Origin of the sequence: Geothrix rubra (assembly GCF_030268065.1) — a bacterium.
In the GTDB taxonomy this organism is placed as follows: Bacteria; Acidobacteriota; Holophagae; order Holophagales; family Holophagaceae; genus Geothrix; species Geothrix rubra.
On the sequence record NZ_BSDD01000005.1, the window covers coordinates 276688 to 289349 of the forward strand.

Consider the following 12662-nt stretch of genomic DNA (forward strand, 5'->3'; position numbering starts at 1 on the left):
ATCGCCCCTTCGTGGTGTTCCCGTCTTCGTGGTGGTTCTTTATTTCCTTGGCATACGACGATCGCTGACATCCGCCCCGGAGTCCCCATGCGCCTCTCCGCCCTCGCCCTCCTGCTCGTGTCCGCCCTGCCGGCCCTCCGCGCCGACGAGGGCATGTGGACCTTCGACAACGTCCCCGTGAAGCAGATCCAGGCCAAGTACGGCTTCGCGCCGGACGCGGCCTGGCTCCACCGGCTGCAGCTGGCCACGGTGCGCTTCCCGGGCGGGACTGGCGCCTTCGTGAGCGCCGACGGCCTCGTCATCACCAACCACCACGTGGGCCGGGGGGTCATCGCCCAGCTCTCCAGCGCCAAGGCCGACTACGTGAAGGACGGCTTCGCCGCCGCGGACCGGGACCACGAGCTGAAGGCCCCCGGGCTGGAGCTCATGGAACTGGTGTCCAGCGAGGACGTGACGGCCCGGGTGGAGGCGGCGGTAAAGGCGGGCATGACGGACGCGCAGGCGCTGGTGGCCCGACGCAACGCCCTCGGCGAGCTCCGCAAGGCCGAGGAGGCCCGCACCGGCCTCGTGTGCGAGCCCGTGACCCTCTACCAGGGCGGCGAGTACTGGCTCTACCGCTACCGGAAGTTCGACGACGTGCGCCTCGTGGCCGCGCCGGAGCTGCAGGTGGCGGCCTTCGGCGGTGACCCGGACAACTACACCTGGCCCCGCCACAACCTGGACTTCTCCCTCTTCCGCGTCTACGTGGACGGCAAGCCCTACCACCCCGAGGCCTTCCTGCCCTTCAGCCCCAAGGGCGTGGCCATCGGGGACCTGACCTTCATCTCCGGCCATCCGGGCATCACCTACCGCCAGCTCACCCACGCCCAGATGGTGTTCGCCCGGGACACCGGCATCCCCTTCCAGCTGCACCTGCTGGCGCGGCAGCGGGCGGCCCTGGAGGCCTACGCCGCCACCTCGCCGGAGGCCGCCCGGCTGGCCGCCGGACCCATCTACGGCATCGGGAACGGCACCAAGCGGCTCACGGGGCAGCTCCTGGGCCTCGCCAAGCCCGCCAACCTCGAAAAGCAGGCGGCCGCCGAGGCGGCGCTGAAGGCTGCCGTGGCGAAGGATCCGGCCCTGCGCGCCCGGGCGGGGGAGAGCTGGGACCGCATCGCCCGGGCCGTGGACCGGCAGCAGGCCCTGCTGAAGGAGGCCTCCCTCGTCACGCCCGGCCGGGTGGCCCTCCTGAACCACGCCCTCACCCTCGTGCGCCTGGCCGACGAGTCCGCGAAGCCCTCGGCCCTGCGGCTCAGCGAGTTCAGCGACGGCAACCTCAAGGCCACCCAGGCGCGGTTGCTGTCGCCCCGCCCCGTGGAGAAGCCCGTCGACGCCGTCCTCCTGGCCGCTGACCTGCAGGCCGCGCAGGACGAGCTGGGCGCCGACCACCCCTTCGTGAAGGCCATGCTGGGCGGCCAGTCGCCCGAGGCCGTGGCGAAGGCCGCGGTGGCGGGCACCACGTTGGACGATCCCGCCGTCCGGAAGCAGCTGGCCGAGGGCGGCAAGGCGGCTATCGAAGGCAGCGCCGATCCCATGCTCCGGCTGGCAAAGGCCCTCGATCCCTTCAACCGCGCGATCCGGAAGCGCATGGAGGACGAGGTCACCGGCGTGTTCAACGAGCAGGGCGGGCGCATTGCGGAGGCCCGGTTCAAGGTCTTCGGCAAGAGCCTCTACCCCGACGCCACCTTCACCCTGCGCCTGGGCTACGGTCCCGTGGCCACCTACGCCAACGGCAGCGGCACCCTGGCCCAGCCCTTCACCACCTTCATGGGAATGTTCGACCGGTACCTGGGTTGGGGCGGCAACGCCCTGGCGGCCGAGGGCGGCGCCTGGACGCTGCCCCAGCGCTGGCTGGACCGGGAGGCGAAGCTGGACCTGGCCACCCCCTTCAACTTCATCTACGCCTGCGACACCGTGGGCGGCAACAGCGGCAGCCCCGTGGTGAACGTGAAGGGCGAGTTCGTGGGCATCAACTTCGACAGCGTGTACGAGGGCCAGGGCGGCTACTACGTCTACGACGCCGACACCAAGCGCGCCGTGGCCACCGATGCCCGGGCCATCCTGGAGGCCCTGCGGAAGGTCATGGACGCCGGCCGCCTGGCGGACGAGCTCACCGGGAAGTAGCGATGGAGGTCTACGTCTCCTGCTCCCTCACCGGCGGCCGCCAGGACCAGCCCCTCGTGGCGGCCCTGGTGGCGCACCTGGAGGCCCGGGGCCACCGCGTCCTCACGGCCCACCTCGCCCACCCCGAGGCCATGGCCCAGGACGCCGGACTCAGCCCGGTGGCGGTGTTCGAACGGGACACCGAGTGGCTCCGGGCCTGCGAGGCCGTGGTGGCCGAGGTCAGCACCCCCTCCCACGGCGTGGGCTTCGAGGTCGCCTACGCCCTGGAGCGGGGCAAGCCCGTGCTCTGCTGCCACCAGGCGGAGGTCCGCGTCAGCCGGATGCTCACGGGCAATCCCTCGCCCCTGGCCACCCTCGCCGCCTACCGGGACGCGGCCGACCTCCTGCCCCAGGTGGACGCCTTCCTGTCGGCGCGATAATGGATCGATCCATCCTCATCGGGAGGCTGCCATGGCCCCGCAGGACCCCAACCCGCTCGAGGCCCAGGGGGGAACCCTGGACCGCCGCCACCTCCTGAAGCTCGGCGCCGCCGCCGCGGCGGGCCTCGTGGCCCAGCGCCTCGGCGCCGCGGAGGCCGACCCCGGGGCGCTGCCCGCGCCGCCCCCGGTCGCCCCCTGGAACCCCGCCACGGCCGGCGCCATGCCCACGCGCAACCTGGGCCGCACGGGCCACCGCGTGGGGCTCTTCAGCCTGGGCGGGCAGGCGGCCCTCGAGCAGCCGCACAACGAGAAGGTGGCCATCCCGATCATCGAGCGGGGCCTCGACCTCGGCGTGAACTACTGCGACACCTCCGCCCGCTACGGCGGCGAGGCCCGCTGGAGCGAGCAGTACTTCGGGGCGGTGATGCAGCGCCGTCGCCAGGAGGCCTTCCTCGCCACCAAGACCCACGACCGCACGGCGGACGGCTCCCTGCGCCTGCTGGACCGCTCCCTGGCGCTGCTGAGGACCGACCACGTGGACCTCTGGCAGCTCCACGCCATGAGCACCATGGACGACGTCCATCGGGTGTTCGCCAAGGGCGGCGCCCTGGAGGCCTTCCAGAAGGCCCGGGACCAGAAGCTGGTGCGCTTCCTGGGCCTCAGCGGCCACACGGATCCCGACGTCCTGGCCGAGGCCATCCGCCGCTTCCCCTTCGACACGGTGCTCATGGCCTTCAACGCCGCGGACCCCTGGCACCTGCCCTTCCAGAAGACGCTGCTGCCCCTGGCCGTGGAGAAGGGGATGGGCATCATCGGCATGAAGATCCCCGCCCGGGGCCGCCTCCTCGCCGGCGTCCAGCCCCCGCCCCCCGGCCCGCGCAGCGCCACCTACACCCGCCCCGGCACCCTCACCATCCAGGAAGCCCTGGCCTACACCCTGTCCCACCCCGTGAGCACCGTCATCCTCGGCGTGGACAACATCGCCCAGCTCGAAGAGAACGTCCGCATCGCGAAGGCGTTTTTGCCGCTGAACGCTTCACAGCTCGAAGCGCTGGAACAGAAGGCAAAGCCCGTGTACGGCCAGGCCTCGTGGTTCAAGCGGGATGCCCCGGCGAATCCCAGGGCCTGAGGGGGCCAACGCCAAAAATCGGAACACCGAGGAACACCGATAAAGGCTGATGAACACCGATTAAGGCGAATCGGTGGACAGGCTAGCGGGTCGGGTTGAAGATGCTTGCCGACAACCTTTGATGAGCCGATGGGTGATTTCACATCACAGTGGTTCGTCTCATTTGAAGTTAGGCTGCGAGGCGTGTTCAACCCCATCGAACGAAAGGGTCCAACATGAAGACGATGGCTTTTCTCCTGACGATGCTTCTGCCAGCTGCCTTGGTGGCGCAGCCTCAACCCACGACGGGCTACGCCCCGGTGAACGGACTCAAGATGTACTACGAGGTCCACGGGAGCGGCGATCCTGTGGTCCTGCTCCACGGCGCGTTCATGACGATCACCAATAACTGGACCGGGTGGATCGATGAGCTCTCCAAAACCCGGAAAGTGATTGCTGTTGAAATGCAGGGCCATGGGCGCACGGCGGACATCCCACGCGACATCACCTACGAGAACCTCGCCGACGATGTGGCGGCGCTGCTCGATTACCTGAAAATCCCACGCGCGGACCTCCTCGGGTACAGCATGGGCGGCGGTGTGGCCATGCAGTGTGCGATCCGTCATCCAGACAAAGTGCGAAAGGTGGTGGTCATTTCGTCCATGCTCCGCCGGGATGGCGCGGTCAAGGAAGGGCAGGACGCGCTCGCGACACTTACTGCGGATGCCTTCAAGGGCACGCCCATTGAATCCGAGTACAAAAGGCTGAGCCCAAATCCAGGCGACTTCCCGAAGTTCGTCAAGCGGCTCCTCGCCATGGATTCGAAAGGGCACGACATCAGCGACGATCAACTGAAGGCCACCACAGCGCCGATGTTCTTCATCCACGGCGACTCGGATGGTATACGGCTCGAGCACGTCGCGGAGATGTTTCGCCTGAAAGGCGGCGGCATCCACGGCGATATCAAGCCGCTCCCCGCCTCGCGATTGGCCATCCTGCCCGCTACGACCCACGTGACGCTGATGCAACGCATGTCCGTCATCGTCCCGATGGTGAATGACTTTCTCGATGCCAGGCAACCAAAGCCATAAGGGAGGTCCCGTACCAAAAACACTCAGCCCAACTGTTCACCTGGATTCCATCTCGAAGCTTGGCCCTGCGCTCAACGCGGACCCCACCTGCATTATCTTTCGCTCTCTTCCTTCTTCTCGCTTCCTAGGCATTGCTCAGCTTCCTTTGTCAGGCCCTGACCGAATGGATCCACACCCTTGAGGGAGTTTCCCGCCATGGACATCCCGCGGATCTTCACCCTCGCTGAAAGTGCTCACCGCATCCATAACCCGATCTCACCGGACAAGCTCGCCACGCTGGGCAGGGCGCTGCGTCTGGAACCGGGGGCCCGGGTGCTGGACCTGGGCAGCGGGTCGGGGGAGCTGCTGTGCACCTGGGCCCGCGATCACGGCATCCTCGGCACCGGCATCGACCTGAGCCCGCTGTTCACCGAACAGGCAAGCCGCCGGGCCGAGGAACTCGGCGTCGCCGATCGCGTCACGTTCATCCATGGCGATGCGGCGGGCCATGTCTCGGAGGAGAAGGTCGACGTGGCCGCCTGTGTCGGGGCCACCTGGATCGGCGGGGGCGTGGCCGGCACGATCGCGCTGCTGGCGCGGAGCCTGCGCGCCGGGGGGATCCTCCTCGTCGGCGAGCCCTACTGGCGGCAGGTGCCCCCCACGGAGGCGGTGGCCAAGGGGTGTCTTGTCCACGCGATCGCCGACTTCCTCCTGCTTCCCGAGCTGCTCGCCTCCTTCGGCCGGCTTGGCTGCGACGTCGTCGAGATGGTGCTGGCGGGTCCGGACGACTGGGACCGGTACGAGGCCGCCCAGTGGCTCACCCTGCGCCGCTGGCTGGACGCCCATCCCGACGACGTGCTGGCCACAGAGGTTCGCGCCAAGCTGACCTTGGAACCCGAGCGCTACGCCACATACACGCGGGAATACCTGGGCTGGGGTGTGTTCGCGCTGATGCCGCGGTGACACGCCAGGACGAAGGGCAGGGGCCCCGCCTGTCCGCCCGGGTCCACCAAGGCGTCCCACCGGACCCGAGCGAAACGCCGCGCAGGCCGGTAACCTCTGCGTCAGGCCCCGCGCACCCCATCACGCTCAACCAGAGGAGAAGGCCATGGATGCCAACCTGATTCTCAAGGCGGCTGCGGCCACGCTCACAGGCTCCCTGCCGTTCCCCGAGATCGTGAGCAGCCTCCTCGACAACGGCGTCGAGACCTACCACGTGGACTACGCGTCCCGGACCTTCACCTTCTACAGCCCGACGGGCGGCGTCGCCCACGCCCCGCTCGCCTTCGAGGATCTTCCTGCCATCGCCGGGGACTTCGACCGTCCGGCCCTGCAGGCGGCCATCCTCGACAGCCAGCAACATGGCCAGACCTTCCGGGCGTTCAGCAAGCGCGCGATGGCGGCGGGAGTCCAGGGCTACGTCGCCTTTCTCAGGGGCCAGCGGGTGACCTAATTCGGCCGCCAGGGTGACCAGCACACGGAATGGTTCCCTGGCGCCAGGCCCCCCGAGGCCTGACCCCTGGCCCACCCCGAACTCCCGCTCCCTCGGCTCCCTGGGCGTCCCCCGCTAGACTTCCCCGGTGGCTGCTTTCCCGGAGGCACGATGTCTGAGGAACCTCTACCGGTACCCGACAGCACGGCGGTGCGGGTGGCCCTGTGGCGGGCGCTGCACCTGGAGGTGGACGCGCCGCCGCCGGTGTTCCGGGACGAGGTGGGGCTGAGGCTGGCGGCGCCGGAGGACGGGTGGCGGGACCGGCCGGACATGGGCCCGTTCACGCGGCCCTTCCGGGCGGCCATCGTGGCCCGGGCGCGGTTCATCGAGGACTGGATCGAGGACCAGGCGGGCCGGGGCGTCGACCAGGTCGTCCTCCTGGGGGCGGGGCTGGACACCTTCGCCCAGCGCCGGCCCGACCTCGCTGGCCGTCTGACGGTCTTCGAGGTGGACCGGCCGGGGCCCCAGGCCTGGAAGCGCCAGCGGCTGCTGGAGCTGGGCTACGGCGTCCCGGACGGCCTGCGGCTGGTGCCGGTGGATTTCGAAGCTGGCGACGGCGAGTGGGATCGGCTGGCGGCGGCGGGGTTCGACGCCGCGCGGCCGGCGGTGGTGGCCTCCACGGGCGTGAGCATGTACCTCACCCGGGAGGCCGTCGCGGCCACCCTGGGCCGGACCGCGGCCCTGGCGCCGGGCTCTTCCCTGGTGATGTCCTTCCTGGTGCCCGTGGAGAGGACCGACCCCGAGGTGCGTCCCGGCATGGCGCGGGCCATGGAGGGTGCTCGGGCCAGCGGCACGCCCTTCCTCAGCTTCTTCGAGCCGCCGGAGCTGGTGGCCCTCGCCCGTGCCGCCGGTTTCCGCGAGGCGCGGCATGTCTCCTCCGGCGCCCTGGCCCGGCGCTACTTCGCGGGCCGCCCCGACGGCCTCCGCCCCCCCGACCCCGCCGAGGAGCTGCTGGTGGCGAGCACCTGAGGATCGGCCTGACTCGGCCAGAACCCTCCACCGCGAATGGCGCGAAGGGGCGCGAATCGCGGTGGAATGGGGTCGCCTGGCATTCGTGGGCCCGAAGGGCGGTTCGCGTCATTCGCGGTCTGCTTTCCGCCTTCCGCTTGGAGGCGGTGCGCGATCCGGAGCTACTCCGCCCGCAGGGCCTCGATGGGATCCAGGGATGCGGCCCGTCGGGCCGGCAGCACGCCCGCGGCGGCGCCCACGCCCAGGGTCATGAGGAGGGCGGCGACCACGGCGCCGGGGGGCGTGGCCAGGGGCAGGCCGGGCACGGCCAGGCGGAGGACCAGCTGCACCAGGGCCCCGAGGGCGAGGCCACCCAGGCCGCCGCCCAGGGCCAGGAGGATCGCCTCCAGGAGGAAGAGGGCCTGCACCGTGGGGGCCTCCACGCCGAGGGCCCGCAGGAGGCCGATCTCCGCCGTGCGCTCGCTCACGGAGATCCACATCACCGTGAGGATGCCCATGGCCCCCACCACCAGCGAGATGCCGGCGATGGCGGTGACCGCCAGGGTCACGATGCCGATGACGCGCCCGAAGACCTCCAGCATCTCGGTCTGGGTGGTGAGGGTGAAGTCCTCCTCGCCCCGGTGCCGGGCCATGAGGGCCGCCTTCACCTGCGCCACCACGGCGGGGACGCCCTCGCTGCGGGTGGTGAGCAGGTCGATCTCGTGGAGCTCGGACAGGTTGAACAGCCCCATGGCGGTGCCCACGGGGAGGTAGGCCGTGTCGTCCAGGTCGAAGCCCAGGAGCTGGCCCTTGGGTTCCATGACCCCGATGACGACCAGGCTCTCGGAGCCCACGCGGACCCGCTGGCCCAGGGGCGAGGCCGTCCCGAAGAGCTCGCGGGCGAGCTTGGGGCCCAGCACGGTGAGGGAGGCCCGCCGCCCCGGATCCATGGGCGGCAGGAAGCTGCCCTGGGCCGTCCCCACGCCCCAGGCCTTGGGCAGCTCGTGGTTCACGCCGTAGAGGTAGACGCTGCGGCCCCGGCCGCCGTGCTCCACCCGGCCCTGGCCCATGGCCACCGGGATCACGGCCTCGACGCCGGGGAGGCGCCGCAGCGACTCGGCGTCCTCGGGCGTGAGGGGGTGGGTGGTGCCGCCGAACACGCCGGGGAGGCCCATGGTCTTCACCTTGCCGGGATTGACCGCCAGCAGGTTGGTGCCGAACTGGCTGAACTGGCCCACGATGTAGCGCCGCGTGCCCTCCCCGAGCGACGTGAGCAGCACCACCGCGGCTACGCCGATGCCCACGCCGAGCACCGAGAGCGAGGACCGGAGCCGGTGTCCGGCCACGGACCCGAGGACGAACCGGAAGAGCTCGGCGGCGGGCACGGCCATGGTCACCGCCTCGCCAGGGCCGCGACCGGGTCGAGCCGCGTGGCCCGCCGCGCCGGCCACACGCCGAAGCCCAGGCCCACCGCGAAGGAGAGGGTGAGGGCGGCGCCCACCGCCCAGAGGGGGATCGCCGCCGGGAACGCCGGATAGACCCACGCCAGGAGGCGCACGCCCGCGGCCCCCGCCGCCAGCCCGAGGCAGCCGCCCAGGGCCGCCAGCATCGTGGCCTCGGCGAGGAAGGCCAGGAGGATCTGCGGGTCCGCCGCGCCCAGGGCCTTGAGCAGGCCGATCTCCGCGCGCCGCTCGGTCACGGAGACCAGCATGACGTTCATGATCCCCACCCCCGCCACCACCAGGGAGACCGAGGCGATGCCCGCGAGCGTCAGGGTCAAAGCCCCGAGGATGGCGGAGAAGGAGGCCACCATGGCGTCCTGGGTGAAGACGGTCACGTCCTCCGCCCGGTGCCGCTCCCTCAGGAGGGCGAGGACCTCCGCCTTGGCCAGGTCCATCTCCGCGAAGATCCGCACCTCGGCCACGATGCGGAAGAGGGAGGTGCGGTTGAACAGGCGCATGGCCGTCCCCACCGGGACGAAGGCCGCCTCGTCCAGGTCCACGCCGAGCATCGAGGGCCCGCGGGGCGCCAGGACGCCCACCACATGGAAGCGGGCCGGACCCACCCGGAGCACCTGGCCCAGGGGGTTCTCCCCCCGGAACAGCTCCCGGGCGGCCTTCATCCCCAGGACGATCTCCGTGCCCGCCCGGTGGGGATCCCCGGGCGGCAGGAAGCTGCCGGCGGCCATGCGCAGGCGGCGGACCTCGAGGTACTCGGCCGTGGTCCCGAGGACCGGCACGGAGCGGCCCAGGCCCTGGAACCGCAGGGTCTCGGTGGCCACCGCGAGGGGCACCGTGCGGCGCAGGCGGCCCAGGCGGGCCAGGGCCGCGTGGTCCTCCAGGGTGAGGTCGTGGGTGACGCCGCCGAAGGGCATGCCGCCCGTGGTCTCCACCTTGCCGGGCAGGATGATGACGAGGTTGGAGCCCAGCGACGCGAACTCGTCCACGATGTAGCGCCGGGCGCCCTCCCCCAGGGCCGTGAGGGCGAGGACGGAGGCGATGCCGATGGCCACGCCCGCCACCGAGAGCGCGGTGCGGAGCCGGTGGCCCCGGAGGGCGCCCACCGCGAAGCCGAGCAGGTCCAGGGGGGCCACGCTAGGCCTCCGCCGGCGGGTCCGCCAGGGCCCCGTCCGAGAGGTGCACCACCCGCTTCGCGCGGCCCGCGAGCACCGGATCGTGCGTGACCACCACCAGCGTCAGGCCCTGCCGGTTCATGGCCTCCAGCACGCCCATCACCTCCTGGGCCGAGGCGCGGTCCAGGTTGCCGGTGGGCTCGTCCGCCAGCAGGACGGCGGGGTCCATGACCACGGCCCGGGCGATGGCCGTGCGCTGCCGCTCCCCGCCCGAGAGCTGGTCCGGCCGGTGGCCCGCCCGGGCCAGGAGGCCCACCGACGCCAGGGCCCGCGCCGCCCGCGCCTTCCGCTCCTCCCGGGGGACCCCGCCGAACAGCATGGGCAGCTCCACGTTGCCCTGGGCGGTGAGCCGGGGCAGCAGGTGGAAGAACTGGAAGACGAAGCCGATCCGGTTCCGCCGGAGCAGGGACCGCTCGCCATCGGGCAGGGCGCCCACCTCCCGGCCCTCGAAGCGGTAGCGGCCGCGGGTGGGGCGGTCCAGGCAGCCGAGGATGTGCAGCAGCGTGGACTTGCCGGAGCCCGAGGGGCCGATGAGGGCCACGTGCTCGCCCGGGGCGATGCCCAGGCTGATGTCCCGCAGGGCATGGACCACGCCCTCCCCCATGGGGTAGGTGCGCCACACGCCCTCGAGCTGGATCATGGCCCCTCCCGGGCCCGACCCTCGGCCTGGGCATGGGCCCGGGCCCCGGCGCGGACCTCCGCGGACTCCCGCGCCGTGACCACCTGCTCCCCCGCCGCGAGGCCCGAGCGGATCTCCGTGAACTGCCAGTTGCGGAGGCCGGTCTGCACCGTCCGCTCCGCCAGACGCCCCCCCGCCAGCACGAGCACCCGCCCGCCCTCGGCGATGGCGGCGGTGGGCACGCGGAGCACCCCGTCCCGCCGGGCCAGGATCACCTCGACATCGCTGGAGGTCCCGGGCAGGAAGTCCTGCGCCGAGGCCGGGTCCGCCAGCACGGCCTCGATCTCCACGGTGCGGTTCTGCTCCTGGATGTCCAGGACGTAAGGCGCCACCCGGTCGAGGCGGCCCGGCAGCTTCTCGCCGGGGCGGGAGTCGATGGCGATGCGGACGGGCTGGCCCACCTTCACCCGCCGGGAGTCCACCTCGTCGATGGGCGCGCTGATGTAGAGGGAGGCGGGATCCAGGAGGTCGAGGACGGCGGGGATGGGGATGCCGGGGGGCGACGGCGTGATCCACTCGCCCACCTCGCCGGAGCACTCGGCCACGATCCCGGCGAAGGGCGCCCGGATCTGGGTGAGGGCGAGCTGGGCCCGGGCCAGCTTCACCTGGGCCCGGGCCTCGTCCAGGGTGGCGCCCAGGGCCTGGCAGGTGGCCGCGGCCCGGTCCCGGGCGCTCTGGAGGGCGTCCAGGGCCTGCGGGCTGAGGATGCCGTCCCGGGCCAGGGCCTGGCCCCGGACCAGTTCCTTCTCGGCGAGGCCGGCCGCGAGGCACGCCTCCCGGGTCCGGGCCTCCGCGGTCCGGACCTGCTCCTCCGCGAGGTTCAGCTGGGCCCGCTGGACCGAGTCCTCGAGCTGCAGGAGGAGGTCCCCCGCGGCCACCCGGCTGCCCTTCCGGTGGGGCAGGGCCGTCACGAGGCCGCCCATCTGCGGCGAGAGCTTGGCCCGGTGGTGGGCCTTCACCGTCCCGGCCCGGGTGTTGGTGACGATCTCCTCCACCGGCCCCACCTCGGCCCGGGCGACCTTCACCTCCAGGCCCGCATCCCGGAAGACCGCCACCTTCAGGATCACCGCCCCGATCCCCACCGCGAGGAGGAGAACGGCCCAGCGCGGCACCTTTCGCATGGGTACCAATCTAGGTCGCCCGGGAAGCACAGGAAGGGGCGGACTTCGCCCCCTGCGGATCCCGAGTCCGTGTTCCTGGCCCGGGCCTACAGCTTCGGGTAGAGCTCCGGCCGCCGGTCCTGCAGGGCGGGGAAGCGGGTGCGCCAGGCACGGAGCTTGGCCAGGTCGATCTCGCCAATGACGAGGCCCTCCTCCGAGCCGCCGGTGGCGATCGCTGCGCCGAAAGGATCCAGGATCGCGGAGCGGCCGGGGTACTCGGCCAGGGGATCGCGGCCCACGCGGTTGACGCCGCAGACGGCCATCTGGTTCTCGATGGCGCGGGCGGCCAGGAGGGTGGACCAGGCGTCGATGCGGCGGATGGGCCAGTTGGCGGGGAGGAACACCACCTCGGCGCCCTTCGCGGCCAGGGCGCGGAAGGGCTCGGGGAAGCGCAGGTCGTAGCAGATCTGCAGGCCGCAGGGGATGCCGTCCACCTCGAACACCGGGCAGTCGTCCCCGCCCACGTAGTGCCGGTGTTCCTCGCCGTAGGTGAAGGGGTGGAGCTTGCGGTAGAGGGCCACCAACGATCCGTCCGGCGCCGTGACGAAGGCCGCGTTGCGGGGGTGGGGCGCGTGGGCCTCCACGGCGGTGCCCACCAGGTAGAGGCCGAATTCGCGCGAGAGGACGGCGAAGGCCTCGCTGGTCGGCCCGGGCAGGGGCTCGGCGAAGCCCTCCGACGCCATGGTGAAGCCCGTGGTGGCCAGTTCGGGGAACACCACGACCCGTGCTCCGGCGCGCGCGGCCTCGGCCACGAAGTCCCGGGCCCGCGCGAGGTTGGCGGCGGGATCCTCCCAGGCCGTGGCCTGCTGGACGAGGGCGACGCGGAGGGAGGTCATGGGTTGAGTTTAAATGGCGGGACCGCGAATGGCGCGAATGGGCGCGAAAAAGGACAGATCACCGCCAAGGCGCCAAGGGCGCCAAGAACAGCACAGGACAAGGCGTTGGTCTTGCTTCGCGTCTTGGCGTCTTGGCGGTGATCCTTTCCCGCCTT

12 protein-coding genes are annotated in these 12662 nt (G+C 71.6%); 7 read left to right on the top strand and 5 right to left on the bottom strand.

Annotated elements, in window-relative coordinates:
* Positions 1-87 precede the first annotated feature (87 nt).
* From QSJ33_RS13575 to QSJ33_RS13605, 7 genes are all read left to right on the top strand, one after another.
* Positions 88-2163: a S46 family peptidase gene (locus tag QSJ33_RS13575; RefSeq protein ID WP_285727075.1), complete on the top strand. Its 2076-nt coding sequence runs from the start codon at positions 88-90 to the stop codon at positions 2161-2163.
* Positions 2164-2165: 2 nt separating this feature from the next.
* Positions 2166-2582: a nucleoside 2-deoxyribosyltransferase gene (locus tag QSJ33_RS13580; protein WP_285727077.1), complete on the top strand. Its 417-nt coding sequence runs from the start codon at positions 2166-2168 to the stop codon at positions 2580-2582.
* Between the two features lie 31 nt (positions 2583-2613).
* Positions 2614-3711 (top strand): aldo/keto reductase, encoded by a 1098-nt coding sequence (locus tag QSJ33_RS13585; RefSeq protein WP_285727079.1) that lies wholly within the window; start codon positions 2614-2616, stop codon positions 3709-3711.
* Between the two features lie 215 nt (positions 3712-3926).
* The gene (locus QSJ33_RS13590; RefSeq protein ID WP_285727081.1) at positions 3927-4781 is read left to right on the top strand and encodes an alpha/beta fold hydrolase; all 855 of its coding nucleotides are present in this window, start codon (positions 3927-3929) and stop codon (positions 4779-4781) included.
* A gap of 195 nt (positions 4782-4976) precedes the next feature.
* Positions 4977-5723, top strand: coding sequence for an SAM-dependent methyltransferase (locus QSJ33_RS13595; RefSeq protein WP_285727083.1), 747 nt, complete (start codon positions 4977-4979; stop codon positions 5721-5723).
* Between the two features lie 145 nt (positions 5724-5868).
* A complete protein-coding gene (locus tag QSJ33_RS13600) occupies positions 5869-6213 on the top strand; it encodes a DUF1398 domain-containing protein (RefSeq protein ID WP_285727085.1) in 345 nt (114 codons plus the stop codon).
* A gap of 150 nt (positions 6214-6363) precedes the next feature.
* Positions 6364-7221 (top strand): class I SAM-dependent methyltransferase, encoded by an 858-nt coding sequence (locus QSJ33_RS13605; protein WP_285727087.1) that lies wholly within the window; start codon positions 6364-6366, stop codon positions 7219-7221.
* Positions 7222-7382: 161 nt separating this feature from the next.
* Here the strand turns inward: QSJ33_RS13605 and QSJ33_RS13610 are convergent, their stop codons facing one another.
* The 5 genes from QSJ33_RS13610 to QSJ33_RS13630 form a co-directional block, all read right to left on the bottom strand.
* Entirely contained in the window at positions 7383-8591 is a 1209-nt protein-coding gene (locus tag QSJ33_RS13610; RefSeq protein ID WP_285727089.1) for an ABC transporter permease, read from the bottom strand.
* Positions 8592-8593: 2 nt separating this feature from the next.
* Positions 8594-9793 carry an ABC transporter permease gene (locus tag QSJ33_RS13615; protein WP_285727092.1) on the bottom strand — a complete coding sequence of 400 codons (1200 nt, stop codon included), beginning with the start codon at positions 9791-9793 and terminating at the stop codon, positions 8594-8596.
* Between the two features lies 1 nt (position 9794).
* Positions 9795-10472 carry an ABC transporter ATP-binding protein gene (locus QSJ33_RS13620; protein WP_285727094.1) on the bottom strand — a complete coding sequence of 226 codons (678 nt, stop codon included), beginning with the start codon at positions 10470-10472 and terminating at the stop codon, positions 9795-9797.
* Positions 10469-11632 carry an efflux RND transporter periplasmic adaptor subunit gene (locus tag QSJ33_RS13625; protein WP_285727096.1) on the bottom strand — a complete coding sequence of 388 codons (1164 nt, stop codon included), beginning with the start codon at positions 11630-11632 and terminating at the stop codon, positions 10469-10471. Before QSJ33_RS13625 ends, QSJ33_RS13620 begins: the two co-directional genes overlap by 4 nt.
* Positions 11633-11718: 86 nt before the next feature.
* On the bottom strand, positions 11719-12507 hold the full coding sequence (locus tag QSJ33_RS13630) for a carbon-nitrogen family hydrolase (RefSeq protein ID WP_285727098.1): 789 nt from the start codon (positions 12505-12507) through the stop codon (positions 11719-11721).
* Positions 12508-12662 lie beyond the last annotated feature (155 nt).